The sequence below is a fragment of the Rheinheimera tangshanensis genome, from assembly GCF_014645135.1.
Taxonomy (GTDB): domain Bacteria; phylum Pseudomonadota; class Gammaproteobacteria; order Enterobacterales; family Alteromonadaceae; genus Pararheinheimera; species Pararheinheimera tangshanensis.
Map to the genome: position 1 here is coordinate 207698 of NZ_BMLH01000003.1, position 23117 is coordinate 230814.

At 46.5% G+C, this 23117-nt stretch carries 21 protein-coding genes; 13 read left to right on the forward strand and 8 right to left on the reverse strand.

What is annotated here, in order from left to right:
• Positions 1–230: 230 nt before the first annotated feature.
• From IEW88_RS08220 to IEW88_RS08245, 6 genes are all read left to right on the forward strand, one after another.
• A complete protein-coding gene (locus tag IEW88_RS08220) occupies positions 231–899 on the forward strand; it encodes a DUF2982 domain-containing protein (RefSeq protein WP_185148565.1) in 669 nt (222 codons plus the stop codon).
• Positions 900–963: 64 nt separating this feature from the next.
• Positions 964–1299: a hypothetical protein gene (locus IEW88_RS08225; protein WP_053423581.1), complete on the forward strand. Its 336-nt coding sequence runs from the start codon at positions 964–966 to the stop codon at positions 1297–1299.
• 85 nt (positions 1300–1384) lie between these two features.
• Positions 1385–3061, forward strand: a complete 1677-nt coding sequence (locus tag IEW88_RS08230; RefSeq protein WP_147903766.1) for a flagellar assembly protein A — start codon at positions 1385–1387, stop codon at positions 3059–3061.
• Between the two features lie 153 nt (positions 3062–3214).
• Positions 3215–4891: an Lcl C-terminal domain-containing protein gene (locus IEW88_RS08235; RefSeq protein ID WP_147903765.1), complete on the forward strand. Its 1677-nt coding sequence runs from the start codon at positions 3215–3217 to the stop codon at positions 4889–4891.
• Between the two features lie 9 nt (positions 4892–4900).
• On the forward strand, positions 4901–5413 hold the full coding sequence (locus IEW88_RS08240; RefSeq protein ID WP_147903764.1) for an Lcl C-terminal domain-containing protein: 513 nt from the start codon (positions 4901–4903) through the stop codon (positions 5411–5413).
• 138 nt (positions 5414–5551) lie between these two features.
• Positions 5552–6301, forward strand: a complete 750-nt coding sequence (locus IEW88_RS08245; protein ID WP_229670415.1) for a DUF2884 family protein — start codon at positions 5552–5554, stop codon at positions 6299–6301.
• Between the two features lie 35 nt (positions 6302–6336).
• Here IEW88_RS08245 and IEW88_RS08250 read toward each other — a convergent pair whose 3' ends face one another.
• Entirely contained in the window at positions 6337–6546 is a 210-nt protein-coding gene (locus IEW88_RS08250) for a hypothetical protein (protein WP_147903763.1), read from the reverse strand.
• Positions 6547–6665: 119 nt separating this feature from the next.
• Between IEW88_RS08250 and IEW88_RS08255 the strand changes: the two genes are divergently transcribed.
• The 4 genes from IEW88_RS08255 to IEW88_RS08270 all read left to right on the forward strand — a co-directional run bounded on the left by IEW88_RS08255 (position 6666) and on the right by IEW88_RS08270 (position 9856).
• Positions 6666–7103, forward strand: a complete 438-nt coding sequence (locus tag IEW88_RS08255) for a MarR family winged helix-turn-helix transcriptional regulator (protein WP_147903762.1) — start codon at positions 6666–6668, stop codon at positions 7101–7103.
• Between the two features lie 29 nt (positions 7104–7132).
• Entirely contained in the window at positions 7133–7465 is a 333-nt protein-coding gene (locus tag IEW88_RS08260; RefSeq protein WP_147903761.1) for a DMT family transporter, read from the forward strand.
• Positions 7466–8063: 598 nt separating this feature from the next.
• Positions 8064–8384: a DUF6172 family protein gene (locus tag IEW88_RS08265; RefSeq protein ID WP_053423576.1), complete on the forward strand. Its 321-nt coding sequence runs from the start codon at positions 8064–8066 to the stop codon at positions 8382–8384.
• A gap of 191 nt (positions 8385–8575) precedes the next feature.
• Positions 8576–9856, forward strand: a complete 1281-nt coding sequence (locus tag IEW88_RS08270; protein WP_147903760.1) for a DEAD/DEAH box helicase — start codon at positions 8576–8578, stop codon at positions 9854–9856.
• A 64-nt stretch (positions 9857–9920) separates the two neighbouring features.
• Here the strand turns inward: IEW88_RS08270 and bdpA are convergent, their stop codons facing one another.
• On the reverse strand, positions 9921–11414 hold the full coding sequence (gene bdpA / locus IEW88_RS08275) for a BAR domain-like protein A BdpA (RefSeq protein ID WP_147903759.1): 1494 nt from the start codon (positions 11412–11414) through the stop codon (positions 9921–9923).
• Between the two features lie 237 nt (positions 11415–11651).
• Here bdpA and IEW88_RS08280 point away from each other — a divergent pair, with 237 nt between their 5' ends.
• On the forward strand, positions 11652–13244 hold the full coding sequence (locus IEW88_RS08280) for an MFS transporter (RefSeq protein WP_147903758.1): 1593 nt from the start codon (positions 11652–11654) through the stop codon (positions 13242–13244).
• Between the two features lie 39 nt (positions 13245–13283).
• On the opposite strand, the gene IEW88_RS08285 is transcribed toward IEW88_RS08280, so the two are convergent.
• The 4 genes from IEW88_RS08285 to IEW88_RS08300 all read right to left on the reverse strand — a co-directional run bounded on the left by IEW88_RS08285 (position 13284) and on the right by IEW88_RS08300 (position 18615).
• Positions 13284–14597 (reverse strand): TonB family protein, encoded by a 1314-nt coding sequence (locus tag IEW88_RS08285; protein WP_147903757.1) that lies wholly within the window; start codon positions 14595–14597, stop codon positions 13284–13286.
• Positions 14598–14738: 141 nt separating this feature from the next.
• Complete coding sequence (locus IEW88_RS08290; RefSeq protein WP_147903756.1) at positions 14739–15110, reverse strand: VOC family protein; 372 nt, start codon at positions 15108–15110, stop codon at positions 14739–14741.
• Positions 15111–15237: 127 nt separating this feature from the next.
• Positions 15238–17109, reverse strand: coding sequence for a DUF885 domain-containing protein (locus IEW88_RS08295; protein WP_147903755.1), 1872 nt, complete (start codon positions 17107–17109; stop codon positions 15238–15240).
• A 177-nt stretch (positions 17110–17286) separates the two neighbouring features.
• On the reverse strand, positions 17287–18615 hold the full coding sequence (locus IEW88_RS08300) for an amidohydrolase (RefSeq protein ID WP_147903754.1): 1329 nt from the start codon (positions 18613–18615) through the stop codon (positions 17287–17289).
• 275 nt (positions 18616–18890) lie between these two features.
• Between IEW88_RS08300 and IEW88_RS08305 the strand changes: the two genes are divergently transcribed.
• Positions 18891–19205, forward strand: coding sequence for a hypothetical protein (locus tag IEW88_RS08305; RefSeq protein WP_147903753.1), 315 nt, complete (start codon positions 18891–18893; stop codon positions 19203–19205).
• A 104-nt stretch (positions 19206–19309) separates the two neighbouring features.
• Positions 19310–21028 (forward strand): potassium/proton antiporter, encoded by a 1719-nt coding sequence (locus tag IEW88_RS08310; protein ID WP_147903752.1) that lies wholly within the window; start codon positions 19310–19312, stop codon positions 21026–21028.
• Between the two features lie 26 nt (positions 21029–21054).
• On the opposite strand, the gene IEW88_RS08315 is transcribed toward IEW88_RS08310, so the two are convergent.
• A complete protein-coding gene (locus tag IEW88_RS08315) occupies positions 21055–22122 on the reverse strand; it encodes a succinylglutamate desuccinylase/aspartoacylase family protein (RefSeq protein WP_229670399.1) in 1068 nt (355 codons plus the stop codon).
• 3 nt (positions 22123–22125) lie between these two features.
• Complete coding sequence (gene rimK / locus IEW88_RS08320) at positions 22126–23079, reverse strand: 30S ribosomal protein S6--L-glutamate ligase (RefSeq protein WP_147903751.1); 954 nt, start codon at positions 23077–23079, stop codon at positions 22126–22128.
• Between the last annotated feature and the right edge of the window lie 38 nt (positions 23080–23117).

Here is a 23117-nt window from a genome sequence, read left to right on the forward strand (position 1 = left end):
GATTCGAATTTTTTTGCGTCACGATAACCCCGGTCTGGTACTCTTAGAATAATGGGCTTTATTGTAGGGAATAATAGCCAGCAGAGTGCACGTGTTATCGCAATGACTCAGGTGTTGGTCGTATCGGAGTAGAGAATGTCGGAACAAAAGTGTGAGTTTTGCCAAAATATGCGGTTTTACATTGTATGGGTGGCACTGATGGCTGCATTTTATTTTTGGTACATGGGCTGATGGATAAATTGCAGTACAGAGCGGCAACAGCCAAAGGTGGTGTGAAAACTCTGCTTTTCAGTAGCTCTGCTTTGTTGTTATGGCTGTTCTTGCTATTGCTAACGCCAGATCTATTGCACAGTTCAGCCTGGGTCTTGTTGTTGATTTGTTGTTTGCTTGGATTGTTGGCGGGGTATGCCAAATTAACAGAACCTTTTTATGTCGTAGAGCTTGACCAGCAGGGATTCTGTTATATACACCACAAAGGGCACTGGCGTATTCCCTGGACCGGGCTTTTTTTTGTTGCAGTGCCGGAGCTGGATGGTAAACAAATCGCTTATATCGGTGTAAAACTGAAAAGCTACGATGATTTTCTCGCTCAACTGCAACCGCGTTTAGCTGTCCATTTAATGGTAGAGCAGCGCCACTTGCTGATTGCTGCACTGGGCAGTAATTGCCCCTCAGGGACCTGTCCAACAGATCTGATGGTAGAAGTTGGTGAATACAGAGGAACAACGCGCAGTTATAAAGGTGCTATTGCAATGTTTGCCCGGCGCATGCAATTATTGAGGCAATTAACAGGCTTTGATCTATTTATTCCAATGAGTGCTATAGGTCCGGAACCTGCTGAGTTTTGCCGCAAAGTGAATCAAATCCGGTTACAATGTTTAGATAATACAGTGACCTAGACACTTGATATGCGTCTGTATCATAATGGCGCAATAAAACAAAATTAAAAACGGTATTTCAGTTATGAATAATTATGAAAAAGCATTTTTAGTTAGTGGGCGTAACACCCTGATCCACAAACAGAAAAAAGTGGATTTAGTCATAGTAAATGACACGGGAGATCCGGTGATTGTTGCCACTCGTCACGGCGTGAAAATATTCACTGAAGAAGTTCCGTCAAGCAAAGCGGATGCAAAAGCCCGTTATCTGGAATTAGTTGATATCGCCAGCTCCGACGTATTCAGTGAAAACAAAACTTTGTTATTTGTACAAGCTTTGAATAACAAAGAATACAAAGTAGATTACAGTAAAGTAGGTACAGATTTGTTTATCCGTATTCACCAGGAAAACTATATTTAGTAAAATTAGGTACAAACTCAATGCCGGCTTAAGCCGGACGAGTTTGACATCATGGTGGCTTGCTCTCTTTAAGTGGTAATTGCCTGTGACAGTAAATGTGTTAGCGTGTCAGTTTAGCCTCCAGGACGATTTAGTCTTTATTCATATGCCTGTCACTCAGACCAATCTGACTGTGGATTTACTCAAAGAGCAATTACACCAGGCTGGTTACGGTCGTTGTTTATTATTGCAAGACCAAATCAAAAATTTATTGCTGGAATATCAGCAAATCCAGCAGAAAATCAAACAGCAGTTACAGGCCGAAGGCTATGTACTGAAGTATAAAGTTGCTCAGCGTGTACATGCTCAGCTGAAGATTGAGCTTAGCAGCGACGCCATGCACGCTACCGCCGAAATCACAGCTGCTTATGGCGGGAACCCTATCTCAGCCAATGAAGCCGTAAAGACAGGGCAGGAAGCCGGCATCGTTTTTGGTTTCCAGAAAGAGCAGATACTGCAGTTGGTAGCACAAGCCAGTCGTGCCGAACCCGGTAGTAAAATTAAAGCCGAAATTGCAGCCGGGCGGTTACCAACACCAGGCCGTGATTCTGTGTTCGAACTGCTGATCCGTGATATGTCTAACCGCAGTAAACAGCCTGTTGCCCGCTCTGAAGGCAAAGTCGATTTACGTGATTTTGGTGCTATTGCGTCGGTCAAAAAGGGGGAAGCTCTGATGCGTCGTCTTCCGCCGACCAAAGGCAAAGAAGGCATGACGGTGACAGGGACCCGGCTCTCTGCTTTGGATGGACAGCAGTTACCTTGGGGAGCGGCTGAAGGTTCTGAGATCTCTGCAGATAACCCCGATCTTTTAATTGCCAGCAAAGATGGAATGCCGCGTTTGATGGAGGCCTGTGTTGCGGTTGATGAAGTCTTTGTGATCAATAAAGTCGACACAGGATCAGGTCATATTATTTTCAAAGGTGCGGTGGTCATTAACGGCGACGTTGCTGAAGCAATGAAAGTGATTGCCGGTGGCAATGTATTTGTCAAAGGTATTTTTGAAGGTGATTTGATTGAGTCTGGCGGTGACATCACTATAGGTGGCGCTATCATCGGCCATCAGATAGGCGAAGTCAGTGAACATACTGAACTGAGCACCCAGCTGAGGGCTAAAGGTAATATTCACTGTACGCTGGCGCAATACGCCGCTATCAAATGTGAGGGCATCCTAACAGTGTCCAAACAACTGCTGCATTGTCAGGTTGAAGCGAATTCGGTACTAGCCGGTACAGTCGAAAAGGCTAACGGAAAAATTGTCGGTGGCCGTTATTACCTGGGCAATGGCTTACGTTGCGGCAATCTGGGGGCGCCATCAGGCAGCTTATTGCAAATAGTGCTGAATAAGCAGATGGATCCTCTGATAGAAAAACAAACTGTACTGAGGGCCAGTTTAGCCGGTTTAAAAGCCGAGATGGAACTGGTGAAACAACACGTCGAGCAACTTAAACAGATGGAGAAATCTGCGGCAGTACAAGAGCAGATGGCCGCTATGGTGGAAGAGTTTGAAGAACACCGTAGTATTGCCTCCGCCTTTATTGCAGATATCAAGCAACTGGAAGAGCAAAGACGACAGTTGTTATTGTCAGTTTGTATTGAAGTGACACAGCAACTATTTGCCGGAGTCGAAACCAGTTTTGGCAACGAACTATTAAGAACAAAAAAAGAGTATGGTCCTTCCCGTATTCGATTGTCTGAGCAAGGTGTTGTTGTCGAAGCCTTGTAGCCTTCCTAATCTTTATGCCAGTTCTGCCGTATTCCTGCGCAAAACTGGCCTGTCTTTTGCTTCGTTTATCCTGTGTTACTTCTGATGTCAAATTTTTGCTGTTATTGGTGCTGATTGACAGTGCCACGAGCGGCCTGTGGTGGAAACAAGACAATGATCCGAATACAACAATGGTTTATTTTGCTTTTACTAAGCACTGCGCTGATTGGCTGTGGGGGGGGGGGTGGTGACGACTCTGACCAGTCAGGCTCGACATCCAGTGTCAATGCCGGCAGAGAGCAGACTGTCAATGAAACCGACAGTTTTACCCTGACCGCTTTGGGTGACCCGGCAGGTGGAACTTTTGCCTGGCGTCAGTTATCCGGAACTGCAGTCACAGGGATGCCTGCCAGCACAGCCGCAGTGACTTTAACCGCACCAGCGGTAAAAGCAGATAGCATCTTAGTGTTTCAGGTGACTTACACTACACCTGCGGGACAAAACTTAACGGACGAAACTCAGGTATTGGTCAAGGCTGAGAATAAAGGGCCTGTTGCTGTTCTTCAAATTACCCAACCTTCGATTTTACCTGTAGCTCAAGGGCTAACCGTCAGTATCAGCGCTGCGTCCTCTTATGACTTAGATGCTGATGGCAGTATTGCCGCCTATCAGTGGAGCCAGACATCAGGACCAGAAGTCACTTTAACAGGCGCAGGCACAGCGACCCTTAGTTTTGTGGCCCCTTTAGTGGCTGCCCAAACTGATATTGAGCTGAGTCTGCTGATCACTGATGATGAGGGGTTAACAGCCCAAGGCAGTATTAAAGTGCCGATACGCGCCAGCACGCAACAAATTATTGCCAATGCCGGACCCGATCAGCAGGTACGTGAGTTTGCTGAAGTGCTGTTAGACGGCAGTGGCACTCGCACAGTGGCAGGTAGTTTTAGTTGTCGTTGGAGTCAGTTAAAAGGTCAGGCATTAGTTCTGGTGAATCCAACCTCTTGTCAGGCGTCTTTTATTGCTCCTGATATTTCAGGTACCAGTCAGTTAGAGCTGCAGTTAATTGCCACAGACAGCAATAACCAAACCTCTACCGATACCATGCTGGTGACGGTCAGCAATGCGGTATTGGGTGACTTGCCCGACACCGGTGTAGTGAATTGTTATGATCTCTCCGGAGTGATCCCTTGTGGTGATGAAAGTTACCCACGTCAGGATGGGGATGGCGGACGTGACAGCGTGGTGCAGTATCTGCGCAAAATAGGCAAAGGTGAAAAAGCCTTCGATTTTACCAAGCTGGATCCATTTGGTGATGAGTTACCCGACACAGCCACTGAATTTGCCTGTCTGCGCGATAATGTCACTGGTCTTATTTGGGAATTAAAAGAACCGGTGATTACCGCCCCACCAGCCAGTACCTTGCGCGCTGCCAATAACAGATACAGTTTTGTCAGCACTAATCCAGGCAATGGTGATGAAGCCGGTGTCCCGGCCGCGGCTTTAAGTACCTGCCCCAGTGCAGAAAACTGTGGTATTGAGGTCTATGTCGAAGAGGTGAATGAAACTGCCTATTGCGGTGGTGCAAACTGGCGTTTGCCTACCTTGGAAGAGTTAATGTCCATCGCTGACTTTGGTCGTGTGGGTGAAAATCATTTGTTAGATCCGACGTTTTTCCGGTTTGAACCTGATTATTCGATACAAAACAATATGTTTTACTGGACAGCTCAAACCAGCGCTGAGGGCGGCGGGGGTATCTCAGCCTGGGTGTTCGATATCCGTAACGGCAACGACAACACCTTGCCAAAACAGCAAAACCAGTTAGGTTATGTGCGTCTGGTGCGCTCACCATAAGGAAAATTTATGTCAAAATATGTTTTGATGATGCTGATGGTGGCATTACCCGCTTATGCAGCTCAAGTATGTTACAGCGATATTACGACGACTAAACCTATCAGTAATTTTCAGCTGAACGCAGATGGCACAGTGCTGGATACTAAGACTAAGCTGATGTGGTCACGTTGTCTGATTGGGCAAAGTTGGGATAGCTCCAGCCGCACCTGTACCGGAACAGCGCAGCAACTGGACTGGCCCGAGGCTTTAACTGAAGCAAAACGCAGTACTCTGGCAGGTTTTAGCACCTGGCGTTTGCCTAATGCCAAAGAAGTGCTGACGCTGGTTGAACGCAGCTGTGTAGACCCGGCTATCAACCTGACCGCTTTTCCTGCCAGCAACAGTGAAAACATGTGGACAGGAACTACAGTGGTCAATCAGCCTGACAGGGCCTGGGCCATTGCGATGTACAGTGGCAAAAACAATACCAAAGAGAAAATTATTCGTTTGTATGTGCGCCTGGTCCGATTCAGTGATGAATAAAAGGTTATATGCTGTGGTCTTTTCGATGAAAGACCACAGCAATGCGTTACTTCCAGATGATTTCGCAATCTTTTTCACCTAAGCTAGCCTGCATTGCCTGACCAATCCCGTTGAAAGAGAGTTGATATTTTGCGCCTTGTGTTGATCCTGTTTCTGATGTTCTGCAGCTGGCAAGGCTTGGCGGCTGAATGCAATATGGCCTTTCGCCACGGTATTCTTATTTCTCCTGAACAAATTCGTATTCAAAACACCAACCGCACAGTGTTTCAGATCAATCAGGATAAAGATCTATTTATCCGGGGTGAATGGATCACCTTAAACCCGGCAGAGCAGGAGTTGGTTCGCCAATACGCTCAGGGGTTACGTAAATTTGTACCAGAGCTGGTGACCATAGCGGTGGACAGCGTCGAACTTGGTTTGACGGCCATTGAAAATATGTTGGTTGGTATTGGCAGCACAGCTCAGCAGGAGGAATGGCAAGCGCTGATCCGCGAAACCACCTATCAGCTGACCTCACGTTTTGTCCGAAGTGGTGAGCATTTTTATCTGGCACCACAAAGTCTGAATGAACTGGACTCCTTTTTACATGGGGAATTAAAAACTCAACTGAAAGACCTTGCCAAATACACTGTAGGCGCAGTGTGGGACGCTTTACGTGATGCTTTGCGCCAAAGTGAAGACGATTTTGAACGGACTGAAAGCCAGAACTGGCAACCGGCAGATGAATTATTGGCAAAAATTAACACAGGGCTGGATTTAAAAGCCGACGAGTTGGAGCAAAAATCTGTGTTGTTTTGTCAGCGCCTGACTGAGCTTGATCAGATTGAAACGCAGCTGCAACAGCGTGTTCCCCAACTTCTTGCCTATGATGTTGTCACGATGAAATAAAATTGAGTGGGCCAGTTAAATCACTCAGCTCATCATTAAACTTCAGGCTGTCCATCCAGTTCGGCGAGTTTAGCTTTTAGCCGCTCATTACGGTTTTTCTCTTTCTCCAACAACAGCTTTAACTGAGCAATTTTGGCGGCAGCTTCATCATCCTGTATAGCTTTAAGCCTGAGTTCCCCTGAGTCTGCATCTCTCACTTGCCTTGCTCTGGCATTACAGGTTGGGCAACTGTGTATATCTGACATAAATACCTCATTGTGGGCTGGTTTGAGCTTTGGTAAATTATATGTTTAGTTGATATAATCAACTTAATTATCTGTGTGTTTGTGGATGAAGTCAACTATCTGTGTGATGAGGAACGATCATGGAACAAAAACAGGATGTACTGGATCAACTACAGCAACTTACTGCTGAACTCAGAGGGCAGTTTTTCCAGCAACTCGGGCCTGAATTACCAGGCTTAACTGCTATGCATGGCCGCTTACTGATACTGATCGCCAGAACAAACGGCTGCACAGCGCAACAACTGTCGGAATTGTTAAGGCGGGATAAAGCACAAATTACCCGGTTGCTAAATGACTTGCAGCAGGCGGCCTTAGTGCAGCGTCATACCGATCCGAGCGATGGCAGGCGGCAATTATTAGTATTATCAGGCCAAGGCCAACACGTCGCTACGCAGTTACAAATAAAAAAACGCCAGATAGCCAGTAAAATGCTGGCAGGCTTGACTTCGCAGCAGCAACAGCACATGTCTGAACTGTTGGCACAGATGTATCAGAATTTACTTAGCAGGGACATCTGAGCCGGACCACTGATCAAAGGAGAGCTGCAATGAAACACTGGTTATTTTTAGCCACAGCTATAGTAGCTGAAACGATCGCCACGTCATCCCTTAAAGCCAGCGAAGGTTTTACTAGGTTCTGGCCATCAATGCTGGTTATTCTGGGTTTTGCTATCGCTTTTTATTTTCTGTCACTCACCTTAAAAGTTATTCCTATAGGCATAGCTTACGCAGTCTGGTCTGGGGTTGGTATAGTGCTGATCACCACCATCTCCTGGTTTTTATTTGGTCAGAAACTCGATTTACCAGCTCTGGTTGGCATAGCTTTGATCATCGCTGGTGTGGTGATTATGCAGGTGTTTTCTAAGGTTGTGAGTCATTAAGGGCTCGTTGTTTACTTCCTCAGCCAATGAATGTGCATCACCTTGAACAAAGGTAAAAGTGGGGATAACGCTGTCGCAGTTGAGCGGCAGGAAGTGCATACAGATATGGTGAAAAATCATCTGGCAGTTTTTGAGTTGCGTGAAAAAAAGTGACAAAATTATTGAGTACTGGAAGTGGGTCGGCCTTTAATTGATTGATATTAATATTTATTTTAATTAACACGCACTATAGATGTAGTTGAGCAAAGAGCTTAACTCACTTATCTGAGGTGTTAATTATGAATAGTCCTGAAGTTGAGTTCTTATTTGAAGTCATTTTGTTGGTATTGGATTACCTTAAATCAAGAACTCTTAAAATAACACAATGTTTGGATAAAGAACTGGGGCATGATCGCTTTGACTATGCGACCCTCAGCAACATTGTAATTATACTAAGATTTATCTATATGCTGTCTTCTGGACAATACTTTTAGTTCAGATTGATGGTGGGGGGGGGGTGATCCTGCCCCCGCGTTTTTCCGTTAAATTTTTCCAGAAAATAGCAGTCTTGCGCTCTTCCATGTAGAATGCGCGCCGGCCTACCTATTCAGGATTTGTAATGAAAAAAACCATAGCTTTGACCCACCCCAAACTGCAACCGGCCCGCTGGGTAGACTCCATTAAATATGATATTAAAAAGTATCTGAACAGAGAGCGCCGTAAAACCCTGCCTGTAGGTATGGATTACTGGACTTTTGATTGCCGCTTTGGTGCGTCTGAAGAGAAAGCTGAAAAGATTTTCACCTCTGAAATTAATAAACATATTGATGCTGCTGTGGCTCAAGAGTTGGAGAGTTTCTATGTAGAAATTCTTGCTCGTGCCTGTAAACATAAACCACGCGAACTTGGCTTTGACATCGACGAAGCTGACGAAGGTTAATACTCTGGATGCTTGTCGCTGCAGATAAGCATTTCACTTTTTAATTGAAAACCAGCTTGCCTCTGGCAGCTGAAAAGTACAGAAAAACTGCGTAAAATTCATTCAATCACAAAGAATTGTCTCTTCTACCGCTAAAATACTGTATATTCTGCCCTCATTTTTTACTGTAGCTATTCTACAGAGGAACTCTTATGCAATTTTCATCTTTAGATTTAGCTCCGGATTTACAACGCGCTTTGGTTGAATGCGGCTACAGTACTATGACTCCGGTACAGGAGCAGGCGATAGTGCCGGCTCGTCGTGGTAAAGATTTACAAGTTACAGCACAAACAGGTACGGGAAAAACGGCTGCTTTTGCTATTCCTGTGTTACAACGCATGCTGGATAAACCAAAAGATACAGTGGCACAGCGCCCACGCGCCTTAATTCTGACTCCAACCCGTGAATTAGCTGAGCAAATCGCCGAGTCTGTTTCTGCGTATGCCAGGTTTGTGCCTTTGAGCGTGACGGCACTGTACGGTGGCGTAAAAATGGGCGGGCAGGCGAATAAACTACAAGCCGGTGTCGATATTGTCATCAGTACACCGGGCCGTTTAATTGAGCATATGGCTCTTGGCAATGTGATTTTAACTGATGTTGAATTTGTCGTGCTGGACGAGGCCGACCGTATGCTGGATATGGGTTTTGTTACGGATGTGCTGAAACTTATTCAAATGACAGCCACTTCACGCCAAACCATGTTGTTCTCCGCTACAACCTCACCAGCAGTGAATGAGTTGTCGCATAAAATTCTGAAAAATCATCAGCAAATCCGGGTGGCGAAAACCAACAGTACTGCAGATACAGTGCACCACGTGGTGTATCCGGTGGAAGAAAGCCGCAAAATCGAATTATTCGAACAGCTGTTAGCAGAAAATAACTGGTTTCAGGTGTTGGTTTTTACCAGTACCAAAGAGCAGGCTGACCGCTTGTTAGCAGGTTTACAACAACGCCGTATTGAAGCCGCTGTGTGTCATGGAGATAAAAGTCAGGGTGCACGACGCCGTGCTATCGCTGATTTTAAATCCGCTAAGTTACAGGTATTAATCGCCACTGAAGTTGCAGCCCGGGGTTTGGATATTCAGGGGCTGGATTATGTGGTTAACTTTAACTTACCTTATCTGCCGGAAGATTATGTACACCGCATAGGTCGCACTGGCCGGGCAGGTGCCGAAGGGCAGGCGATTTCATTTGTCAGTCGTGAAGAAGAGCAAACCTTAGAGCGCATCCAAAAGTTGATCGGCAGTAAAATTAAACGAGTGCTGGTACCTGGTTTTGAAGTCAGTAACCGTGAGTCATTGCTCAAAAGTATTTCGCGCAAGGTGCTCTCAGGCCGCTCTAATAAAGCCAGCGAAACCCGGATTGATCTGGATAGTGCCAACAAAGTAAAACCTAAGGCAAAACCAAAAGCCAAACCACGCCCTACTAAATAACTTTATGTCTTTTCACCAGTCAAAGTTCTTGTACTTTGACTGGTTTCTTTGCTTTGTTTATCCCTTACATATAAGCCTTGGCGAAGGCCTCTTTGGATTGCCTGATATAGCTGCGGGCTTTTTGTGCATGCTGCTCCCAGGCCGCTTTGTCTTTGGCGTCAGTGAATGGGTTTTGATCCGGTGCGACTGAGCGTTCAAATCTGTCGTAAAAGGTAATAGCCGACGAAGTGATTTGGTTAAAACGTTCTTTAAATTCCTGCATGCCTTCGAGCTGCTCAGAGGTTTTTAACATGTATTGGATAAGCTGCGTATTGTCATTGGCGGCCAGATACCCCTGCGCTTTATTGGTCACATTTTCACCCACTTCGTTAATGATCAGAGCACGAATGGAGTCTTCTTTGCTCATCACCCTGCTGTAGTTTTCCTGAGTGCGGGCAAGACCGGCGTGCTGGAGATAATCGCGCAGGTGTTTATCTAAATCTTTGCGAAATACTTCCACCATCTTCAGCATGCTTTGCAAATCGTTTTCCAGGGCGGATACCTGCACCAGCTCTTTTTCCAGCTCGTTTAAAAACTTCTCTGCCTGCTCGTAAATTTTTAAACCATTCTCCTCGGCAAATTTACGATCTTTGCGGTTTAAATCGGCGTTTTCATAATTGGATTTATCAAAAGCTGTGGCCAGGAAAGACTTAAAAGGCTCCGCAAAAGCGGCGTATAACCCACCACTGACCACGGTCAAAGTCGCAGTGGTTAAATCACCAAAGGGTTTCACCATTGAATTGAGCCGGGCTTGCTGTAAAGGCGAAGCCACTCTTTTGGTGTCGGCCAGAATAGTACGAAATGAAGAGTAGGCCATTGGATTGGACATTTTATTGCGCTCTGAACTGGCTAGTGCAAAGGTAATGGTTGAATAAATAGCGTTGGCGTACTCCAGGTACTGGCGTTGACTCTCCAGCTGTGCTGCGTAGTTTTTGCCAATAGTTCGGAACGACTCGCTTTGTAATTCGTAGTTTTTATTAGTTTGAAGTTTATCCAGAATACCACTGATAATTTTCTGCTCATTTTTCTGCAGCGCTGTGTCGAGTAAGATACGTTCCAGAGTCACATCGTCCAGTGCAAGACCACCATGCAAGGTTTCTATATCTAAGCGCAGATACTTACGACCCGGATCATCAATAGAAACCCGATGTGCCATATAAGCTTCAGTGCCGGCAGGCGCTTCAATTAAGCCAACCTGTTGCCACTGCGCATCCAAAGCGACAGAAGAGGAGGTCAAAATATTAATACGGTAGCTGGCAAAAGCGGACTGAGGCTTGACCCAAAACTCCAGCAAACCCAGTTCAGACACAGGATAGCGGCTGACTAACGAGCTGCTGCCATCCTGACAAAATAAAGCGCTTGTACCAGTTCGCGCCATTTCAGAGCTACGCTGGCAACCTGCAAGAATATTCCACTGATGGGCGTCTTGTTCAAAGTCGCTGGAAAATACCAGTTCACCGGGTTTGGCCAGAGCAAAACCACTCCATAAACAAAGCAGGGCAACAGACAAAGGGCGCATACAATCCTCAGATGGAGTAGGGCAAAGAAACTGTCCTTACAGTCTGGTGTAAGGCTGACAGAACGAAGATTTATGGTAGCTGAATTTGCCAGCCAAAACAGCGCTAATTTTTGTTTTCTAATCAACAGCTTTTATCTGCAGGCTGCTGTTTCTATTCTTGCTATTCAAGCAAGTTGCCCGGTATGCTTTGCGCTTACATCAGAGCCTCAGCAGGGGCCAATCACAGAGACAAGTACCATGAAATCTCAGGGAATTAATTTTTACCATCCGTTCGCCTTTTGGCTGGGCTGTATTGCTATCACTTTGGGGGTTCTGGCTCATGTGCCCATGTTTATCCACGCTTCTCATATGAATTATCAGATGGTGGGTATGCCGATGGACAATAATATGTTGATTGGTATGGGACTTATTCCGTTGGGTTTGCTGTTTGCCATGTATGGATTGATGCCAAGGCTAGAGCAACTTCGCACTGCAGATCACAGCAGATTGCATTTTCATGTAGCGGATCAGTTACCGCTCAACAAAGAACATTGGACCTTAGTCATGGTGCTGATGGCTGCTGTGATAGTGGATGTGATGAAACCTGCCACTTTGGGTTTTGTTATGCCGGGTATGAAAGCTGAATATGGTATCAGTTCAAAAGAAGCCGGCGTTTTAGCTCTGGTGGCTTTAACGGGCACCACCATAGGCTCAGTGATTTGGGGCCTGATGGCGGATTTGTTTGGTCGCAGAGCCGCTATTTTGTTGTCAGCACTGATGTTTATCGGTACCGCGATTTGTGGTGCTATGCCGACTTTTGAATGGAATCTGGTGATGTGCTTTTTAATGGGGATGTCAGCGGGGGGCTTATTACCTATTACCTTTACCCTGATGGCCGAAACTATTCCGTCGGCTCACCGGGGCTGGTTACTGGTGGCTCTGGGTGGCTTTGGCACTGCAGCAGGTTATCTGGTCGCCTCTGGCTCTGCGGCGTTATTGGAGCCCATGTTTAGCTGGCGTGTTTTATGGATGTTGGGGTTGCCGACAGGTTTGTTGGTTATTTTTTTAAACCGTTATATTCCGGAATCTCCGCGTTATCTTGCCAGTAAAGGTTTAACCAGCGAAGCCCGGCTGGTGCTACAGCGTTTCAGTGGGGTTCAGGCGCAGGATCAAAGCAGCGTAGTGGTCGAGGAAGAGCCTGCCTCTGAGCAAGCAGGATTTAAACAGCTGTTAAAAGGGCATTATCCTGGTATTACTTTAGGTTTAGTGGCGGCAGGTGTGGCCTGGGGGTTGGTGAACTTTGGTTTTATGTTATGGCTGCCAACCAATTTAGGCGAAATGGGCTTAGCAGGGCAGGCCAGCGCTATTATCACCAAATCCGCTTTTTTTGCATTGCCAGGCGTGGCAGTGGTGATCTGGCTGTATCACAGCTGGAGTAGCATAAAAACCTTATTGCTGTTTATTCTGTTAACGGCTTTGTCTTTGCTAAGTTTTTGCTTGTTTGACTGGCTCGATAGCCGTTCTGTGACCTTGCTCTCTGTATCCATTGCGTTGCTGCTGGTCAGCTCCAGTGGGGTGATCGCCATGCTGATCCCTTACGCGGCAGAGATTTATCCGGTGCATTTGCGTGGCACTGGTTCTGGTATAGTGGCTGCCAGCTCAAAGTTTGGTGGTATTTTAGGGGCTTTACTTGGTGTCATTGGTGTGTTCGACCAGATGGCGTGGTCGGCCTTGTTGATTATGGCTGCTTTGGTTACCGCTGCATTGTTATTGCATCGCCACGGTATAGATACCAGAGGGGTACGACTGGAGGATATGCATGATGCTTTACAAAAGAAGTCTGAGCGTTAAAAAAGCCCACGCAGAGGTGGGCTGATGTGTCGACAGAGCTTACAGTGCGGCTTTAAGCTCCGCCGCGGTTTCGTAGTTTTGCGCTACGGCTTTATCCAGCAGTAATTGACCCTCAGCCTTGTTCCCCTGCAGTATTTTTCTAACGCCACTCCAGGCCTGTACCTGGGGATCGTTGCGCTGTAACAGATAATTCTCCCAGGACTCAGATATCATGGCCAATTGGCGTTGTGCTGCTAAATTGCCGTTTTTCGCCGCCATAGTCCACCAATAGCCGCCAGTATGTAATTCAGACACATAAACAACAGGAGTGACATAGGTCGTTTTGCCAGGATCGGCCCAGAGTCTGAAAACGCCATTGCTGGCATCTTCATCCAGTACTTTGCCCAGCAGCAGAGTATTGGCTTGCTGCTTACTTAGTTTGTCGGCATTGAGCACTTCAGTCACTTTGCCAGTCACATCAGTTTTTACCATGGCTGTACCAGAAAAACCTTGGATACGGCTACTGAAGCCGGATCTGCGGTCAAAGAGCTGGGCTGGTAGTTCGGCGGTTGGCTCTAAAGCCAGATTTTTATCCGCCTGCACAACATAGCTAGAGTTAGTCGCCAGCATATCCAGCAGAGTACCTAGCAAGAATTGGTGCTGGGGGGAGCCGGCGACAGCAAAATCCATTAACTTATGCTGCTGCATAAAGGCCTTCACCTGATATTCCTTTAAAGGCCCCAGACTGTAATGCAGCATCACTTTACCTTGGTGTTTTTGTCCTGTGGCAGCATACTTCCATAATTTAACCGCTTTGACAGATACTTTGTTGAAGGTTTTGTCAGGAAAGGATCCCAACACTTCCACTGTGCTGACATGACCTTGCTCATCTATTAAAAACTTCATCACTGTGTAACCGAAAATGCCGCTGTGGGCCGCCTCCTTCGGATAAGCAGGAGCTTTACGGTTGATCACTTCAGGCAGAGCCGCTAAATCCACTTCGTCATCAGGCAAATCACGGATCTGTACTTTGCTTAGTAGTTCCTGAAATAGCTCAGTCGCTTGTTGCTGCTGCTCTGCTGACAGTTTAGTTGCGACAGATTTGGCAAGAGCTGACGCTCTTTTATCCCCGAGCGCATCGGCCAGTTGAAAATAAGCCAGAGCTTTGACTGTATCGGCTTTTCTACCTTCCCCTTTGTAATGCATAACGGCCAGGTTAAAAGCGGCCAGTTCATTCCCCAAGGGTAAGAGTGAGGAAAATTCTGCAGAGGCTTTTTGATAGTCTTGTTGCTCATACTGTTGTAAGGCATCGAGCAGATCTGAGTAGACAAATGGACTAAAAGCAAGACTAGTGAACAGCAGCAAAGTGCGCATCAAAGAATCCTTTCGCAAATGGTTTTATCCGGAGGAGGAGAATAGAGGGTTTTTATTTACAATTATTTGACATGAAAAGGGCGAAGAAATCAAGAGCAGACTCAGGCTTCACCTAAATCTGCTCTGGCAGTGGTATGAAAATTAGCCGAAATGATTAAAGCAAAGCTTATTGCCGTCTAAATCCCGTACGTAAGCGCCGTAAAACGTTTTTTCAATACGTTGACCTGGAGCACCTTCACAGCTTGCTCCCAGCGCCAGAGCTTTGTGATACAGCTCATCTACCTTCTCTTTAGTGCCTGGAGCGATAGACAGCATAGTACCGTTACCTGGTGTCGCTGGTTCTTTGTTGTAAGGAATACAAATAGCCAGCATAGGGCTTTGCATACTTTTGCCGATAAATACAATGCGGTCCATTTTGATCAACGTCTTAGCACCTTGCTCTTTTAACAGCTCCAAATAAAAGGCAACTGATTTATCTAAATCGTTTGAACCTAAAGTGGCATAACTAAACATAAAATTATCCTGTAGTGAGAAAAAGCCTAATCAATACGCCTGCAATGCAAAATTGGTTGCATCGAATTGAAGTGTTTGGCAAAAAAATGGCCCTTAAACGGGCCATTTTCAAGAGGTTGTCCGGAACTTAAGCCGCTTTTACGCTATCGACCCAGTTCTGCACTCGTTTTTCCAGTACTTGTAATGGCAAGGCACCACCACCTAACACTGTATCGTGGAAACCTTTGATATCGAACTTGTCGCCTAACTGTTCTTTGGCTTTAGCGCGGATTTCCAGAATTTTTAACATACCAATTTTGTAGGCTGTTGCCTGACCTGGCCACACTAAATAACGACGCACTTCAGAAGTGACTGCACCTTCGGCAACAGGGGTTTTTTCTTTGAAATACTCAATACCTTGTTGTTCAGTCCAGCCTTTGCTGTGCATACCTGTGTCGACCACCAAACGCACTGCGCGCCACATTTCCGTGATTAAACGGCCAAAATCAGAGTAGTCGCTCTGGTAAGCGCCCATTTCTTTGGCCAGTAACTCAGAATACAAAGCCCAGCCTTCAACATAAGCAGTAAAACCAGCCTGAGTACGGAAAGTTGGTACTGAGGTTAGCTCTTGTGCAATAGAAATCTGCATATGGTGGCCCGGGCTGCCTTCATGGTAAGCGATGGCTTCCATTTCATTTTTCGGCATTTGTTTCATATCAGATAAATGCGCGTAGTAAATACCAGGACGTTTACCATCTGGTGTGCCAGGGTAATAATGTTGAGCCGCACCTGGTTGTTCACGGAAGGCTTCCACCCGTTTTACTGTTAAAGCCGCTTTGGGCAGAATACCGAAGTATTCAGGCAGCTTTTTCTCAATAAAGGCTAAATAAGCTTCTGAGTCTTTTAAATAACCCTGACGGCCTTCATCTGTATCCGGATAGAAAAATTGTGCATCAGTTTTGATAAAGGTAAAGAACTCTTTGAGAGAACCTTTAAAGCCCACTTTATCTTTAATCGCATTCATTTCTTTGGTCAGGCGGTCAACTTCATTTAAACCTATCTGGTGAATTTCATCCGCAGTTAAGTTGGTTGTTGTTGATTGGGCTAAGCGATGGTTGTAATACGCCACGCCGTTAGGCTGAGTCGATACCCCCGTCACATTAACCTGAGTTTTATCCAGTTCGCTGGTTAAAAAAGCAGACAGGGCTTCATAAGAAGGTTGGAACTGAGTGGTTAAAGCTGATTTCGCGTCAGCCAGTAACTGTTCAGCTTTTTTATCATCCAGTTTGTCGGCTTTTTTCAACGCTTCCACTTTAGCTTTGGCATCAGCCCATAAAGGAGCGTCTTTGTCACTTTGTTTAAAAGGCGCGCCGTCTAACAGGTTATTGACTTGTTCCAATACACCTTCGTACGCAAAGCGTGGTGGGCGTACACCTGCTTCAGCATACTTAGCGGCACGTTGCTGCAAGTCAGCAATAGCTTTGGCAATTCCGCCAATACGTTTGACATAGGCTTCCATATCGACCACTTCGTCAACTTTATGGAAGTTCATCAAAACTTGAGGCAATAACGCATGTACACCTTGCATCTGATTAAACACATAAGTGTTTACACGAAATGCGGCAGCGTCACGACTTTGTTCATACTGATAAATCCATAAGTCGTACGAAGTTTTGGCTTCCGTATCTAACTTGCTGTAATCAAACTGAGATTTTAATTCTTCAACAGAAGCGGCAGCCCAGGCCAATTGCTTGTCTTCGGCTTCTTCTGTCACGTCGTCAATCTGATCTTGCTTATCTTTACGACCTAAGAAGGTCATTTGCAGCGGACTCATTTGCAGCTGCTCTTCGTATTTGGTTTCAAACCACTGGTTTAACCGCTCTGATTCAGATAAAGCTGCTTTAGTTTCTGCTGCTGTCGCAGGTTCAGCTGCGGCTGCGGTGGTTGTTTTGGTATCTTGTGCCGGATTACAGCCTGCCAGTAATGCGGCAATGCTAAGAGCTAATAATGAATGGCGCACGTTGCGTTTTCCTTTTAGTTATTGATTATGGAACATCATCGGTTTGAAACAGCCGGACTGAGGATGTGACTATCAGACTAACCTGAATTGTCACCCGAGTCGAAACTCATTTGTAACTTTATCTTACAAAAAGGCCTGCCTGAGGCAAGCCTTGGTTTGTATTCTCTGAAGCCTCGTTTAGTGTTTTGGCATCAGATCCAGCAAAGCCACCACAGTTGCTTCCACACCGGCTTTAATCGAAGGCTCTGGTGCAATTTTAAATAAAGGGCTGTGATGGCTGGGCACAGGTGCGCCGCCTTGTTTTTCCCGCTCAAAGTCCTCTTTGGGTGTACCGCCAATCTGAAAATACACACTCTGAATGGTCGGGTTCATAATTAAAAACGGATAATCTTCTGCGCCCATACCTAAACGTTTGTAATTCTGATCCAGAATATCAGCACCAAAGTGACTGACCCAACGCTGCTTTAAACGTTGTGTCAGTGGAATATCGTTCACTGTAGGTGGTGTGGTTTGTGGGTCTACTGTCACTTCAGGCAGTTTATCTTCAGGCAAACCCGCGACCCGGCCCATATTGGTCGCTACTCTTTTAATAGCGCCAATCAGCTGCTCTCGGGTTTCTAAAGTATCGTTACGTACTGTCAGCTGTAAATGAGCTGAGTCGGGGATAATATTGTGCTTCGAGCCTGAGTGAAAAGAGCCAACGGTAATGACGCTGGGCTCTTTTGGCGCTACTTCCCGGCTGACAATAGTCTGCAGTGCCAGCACGATTTGGGAGCCTAAGACGATCGGATCTTTACCCCGGTGCGGGCTGGCGCCATGTGCACCAACGCCATGAATATGAATATCCACCGAATCGACACCAGAGTAGGGCGAACCTTCGACAGCAACAATTTTACCTGCTTCAATTTCGCTGGACACATGCAGCGCCATGGCGTAATCCGGTGTGCCAAAACGCTGCCAGATGTTATCGTCACGCATGCTCTGTGCACCACCAACATACTCCTCTGCAGGCTGGCCTATCAGCATTAAAGTGCCTTGCCACTGATCTTTAATTTTAACCATCTGACGTGCTGTGCCAATTAAGCTGGTGACATGCATATCATGACCACAGGCGTGCATCACCGAAACTTCGTTGCCGTGCCAATCTTTGCTTTTTACTTTGGACGCATAAGGCAAACCACTTTTTTCTTCTACCGGCAAAGCATCCATATCTGCGCGCATCATCACCAGTGGTCCTTTGCCATTTTTTAAAATAGCGACGACCCCGGTTTTACCTACTCCGGTAGTCACTTCAAAGCCAGCCGCTTTGAGCTCTTTGGCTAAGCGCTCTGCTGTTTTAAACTCCATAAAAGACAGTTCAGGGTTTTGGTGAAAGTGGTTAAACAGCGGTTCCAGATGCTGTTGATAATCGGTGTGAATAGCTGCGGCTAAGTCTTTGGTTGCAGCTATAGTGCTGGTGCTGAGCAAGGCTGAGCTGATCAGGCAGGCGAGGGGAAGCAGACGCATTCTGAAATCCTTTTTGTTGTTGTTTTAGGCGGTTGGTCGCGTATTCATCACAGCATAAAAAATCAACAAAGGACAAGGGGCTGGAACAGATATGCGTTCAAATCCAGCCTTTTAAAGACTATTGGTGAACGCATATGAGGTAGAAGACTGAAAAACCTGATCTTTTGGTTAAATTTGTCAGGTTGTGCTGCCGATCCGATGGTATGATCAACACACTTACTCACGAACTTTGTAGACCAAGGGGTTGTTTCTCTTATGCTTTCAGGTGGTTGACTATGAGACTGTTAAGTTTTATTGCGCTGTTTTTTTATTTAAGTTCACTGCTTCCCTCAGCGCAGTTTTCGGCTGCCCAACAGTGGCTAGAGTCACCTCAAACTTCAGCCAGCCATAGCCTGGCCCAACTGACCTCGGCTGCTTCACCTGCCAAACATATGATGTTATCCGATGACGATGACAATAGTCTGGTTCAATTGCATCAGAAAGTCCTTAGCCCGGTATTCAGCCAAACTTATAGCTATTTAGTGACAAGATGGCATGTCTTTTCCTTACTGCCTTTTTTGGCACGTGCTCCTCCTGTGGTTTTAAGTTAACTCAGCTGTAGTGTCAGGCAGTCTCCCACTTTAAAAAGTCAGGTGCTGCAAAATGAAGTTCTGCTGTAGGTTTGGCCTGTAGCCACAATGTGAGAACCCTATTTATGTTTGTGATTGACCAAATTATTTTATTAGCCGCTATTCTGATTATTTTTGGCATCTTATCCAGCAAGTTGTCGGCCCGCCTGGGGTTGCCCGTACTGGTGCTGTTTTTAATGGTCGGTATGCTGGCAGGGGAAGATGGCCCAGGTGGTATCGTCTTTGATAATGCGCAAATTGCCCATGCGCTGGGTTCTTTAGCTTTAGCTGTTATTCTGTTTGATGGTGGTCTACAAACCCCCATGGCCTCTATTAAGCAAGTGTGGAAACCCGCCTCTGTACTGGCTACTTTAGGTGTATTAGTCACCTCAGCTATCACTGGTGTAGCTGCCGCCTATATTCTGGATGTATCGTTGTTTTATGGCTTACTCATTGGTGCCATAGTCGGTTCTACTGATGCTGCCGCGGTATTTTCGTTATTGCGTAACGCCGGTATTCATATCAATCCGCGACTAAAATCGACGCTGGAAATTGAAAGTGCAACCAACGACCCTATGGCGATTTTCCTGACCGTGGGTTTGTTGGAAGTCATGGTGAAAGGGTTGGAACCCGGCACTGGCTTACTGATGCTGTTTATCCAGCAAATGGGCATAGGTTCTGCGGTAGGTTTGGCTGGTGGCTGGTTGTCTGTACGTGTTATTAACCGCATTCATTTAACCACCTCAGGTTTATACCCCGTTATGGTGGCCGCTTTGGGTTTATTGGCTTTTGGTATTGCGGCTAATCTGGGGGGCAGTGGCTTTCTGGCCATTTTTATTGCTGGTGTGGTGATAGGCAATAGCCGTTTTGTTTTTCAGCGCAGTACCTTTTTGTTTCACGACGGTTTGGCCTGGTTGGGCCAAATTATCATGTTCGTATTTTTAGGTTTGCTGATTAACCCGTCTTCCTTGCTTGATGTCTGGCTGGAAGGGCTTTGCATAGCCGCAGTGTTGATCCTGATCGCCAGACCTTTGTCTGTACTGCCGGTGTTGAAGATATTTGGCTTTAATGCGCGCGAAATGACCTTAGTATCCTGGGTGGGTTTACGGGGGTCAGTGCCTATTATTCTGGCGATTTACCCGCTGATTTATGGTTTACCTGGCGCAGAGCTGATTTTTAGTGTGGTGTTTTTCGTAGTGCTCATTTCAGCCACCATTCAAGGTTCTACCTTACCCTGGGTGGCTCGTACTTTGGGACTGACAGAACCTCCACCAGTAACGCCTGCGGCAACGCTCGAGATCACTGCTTTGGGTGATGTTGATGCGGACATAGTCGAATACCAACTGGGAGATAATTCGAGAGCGGCAAAGCGTCGTTTATCCCAAATGGCTTTGCCTGATGGAACTGTGGTGGCGATGATCACTCGTGGTAATGAGGTGATCCCGCCCCGTGGGTCAACCTTGCTGCATGCCGGTGATCATTTGTTTATTGTGATGAAACCAGAGGCGCGCGAATTTGTCGATTTGGTCTGCGCCGGAGTGTCTGAAGCCAGCCATCAGGAGCTGCCTGCGACCGAATTACGCTTAAAAGGCTATACCAAAGTGGAAGACTTGCAGCATTCCTATGGCATCGAGTTGTCGGCTGAAGGAGGGGTGTCGCTGGATGAATTATTGCGTCAGACTTTAGCAGACCAGGCTGTGTTGGGTGCCAGCAAAGACTTTAGCGAAGTGACACTTTCCGTCCGTGAAATGGTAGGGCAACGCATAGCCACTGTGGGTATAGCGCCTAAAGCTAGTCCGTTATAACAAAATGGGGTCTTCTGACCCCATTCTTACACCACGCCCAATATGGATGGCATCGCAGCATCGACCTCGTCTGTGATGGCATCCAGAGTTTTTTCTGCTTCATCCAATGAGCTGACTTCGGCTATATGGAATAAAGCTTCGCCCTCATTTACCAGCGGTAAGTTATTGCGGCCTATCACTATGCCGTTAAAGCTGGCTTCAACCGCCACTTCAAAATCGGAGTAGGGGCTGTAAATATGCGCCAGCACATCGCCTTGTTGCACCGTTTGACCAAGGCCTACGTAATAACGTGCTATGCCGTCGTGCTCTGCTCTGATCCAGCTACTTTTTTTACTGAACAAAGAGCCTGTTTTGACCGCCTTTTTGCTTGGGCTGAACATCCGCAAGTCTTGCATCACATTTAAAATGCCATGCACACCAATTTTGATCGACTGTTCATCAAAGCGCAGCGCTTCACCTGCTTCGTACAAAATAATAGGAATACCCAAGGCGTTGGCTGTACCACGCATTGTGCCTTCACGGCTGGCCGCTTTGATAATAATAGGAGCGTTAAATACCTCGGCCATTTGCAAGGCTACTTTGTCTTTGGCACTGGCCCGTACCTGAGGCAGGTTGCTGCGATGAATAGCACCCGTATGTAAATCAATGACATGGGTACATTGTTTTAAAATACGTTCGGTAAACTGGTAAGCCATACGACTACCGAGTGAGCCTTTTTCGCTGCCCGGAAAGCTGCGGTTTAAATCGCGTCTGTCGGGTAAATAACGAGATTGCTGGACAAAACCATAAGTGTTGACGATAGGCACAACGATCAGGGTACCCCGCAACTGGCTGAGTTTGGGCATCTTCAACAGACGACGGCAAATTTCCACGCCATTAATTTCATCGCCATGCAAAGCCGAGGTGATGAGCAATACAGGCCCGGGTCTTTTGCCATGCACCACATGAGCGCCGATATTCAGCTCAGTGTGGGTGTAGAGTTTACCAAAAGGAATATCCACCACGGCACGCTGGCCTGGCTGGATCTCTGTGCCGCCTAAGCTAAAGGGCTGTTGTTTTTCCGTCAGCATGGATTTGCCTTCTGTGGTTAACATCTGCTAGTAGTCCGCCTGCTTTTTTTTCGAGGCTTTTTGTTGTGCTTTTTGCAGCGCTTTTTGGTGCATCCGTGCCTGATGCAAAGGCACGTTTTTTTCCAGATATTCAATCATCCGGCCTGCCACATCTATGTCAGTTGCACCTTCTATACCTTCCAGGCCTGGTGAGCTGTTGACTTCCATCACCACGGGGCCATGGTTGGAACGCAAAATATCCACCCCAGCTACATGCAAGCCCATGATCTTAGCTGCAGCAAGAGCGGTGCGTTTTTCATCAGCGCTGAGTTTAACAAGAGAGGCTGTGCCACCTCGGTGTAAGTTAGAGCGGAATTCACCAGCTTTAGCCTGACGTTTCATTGCAGCAACAATTTTATTGCCGATAATAAAACAACGGATATCAGCACCATTGGCTTCTTTAATATATTCCTGCACCAGAATATTCGCATTCAGGCCCATAAAAGCTTCAATCACGCTTTCGGCTGCAGTGCGGGTTTCGGCTAAAACGACGCCAATGCCCTGAGTGCCTTCTAAAAGTTTAATCACCAGTGGTGCGCCACCAACCATGTCGATTAAATCAGGAATATCACCGGGTTTATCGGCAAAGCCGGTAATAGGCAAACCTATGCCTTCGCGGGCTAAGAGTTGCAATGAGCAGAGTTTATCGCGGGCACGGCTGATGGCGCTGGATTCATTCAGTGCATACACGCCCATCATTTCAAACTGACGCAATACTGCAGTGCCATAAAAGGTAATGGACGCGCCAACGCGGGGGATCACGGCGTCAAACTGTTCCAGCACTTCACCTTTGTAGTGAATGCCGGATTTGGTTTTGTTGATGTTCATATAACACATCAGCGGGTCTATCACCTCAATCTGGTGACCCCTTTCTTCGGCCGCTTCGACCAACCTGCGGGTCGAATACAACTCACTATTGCGCGATAAAACCGCAATTTTCATAACAACACCTTTAATTTTTTTGTTATGAGTATTCTAGT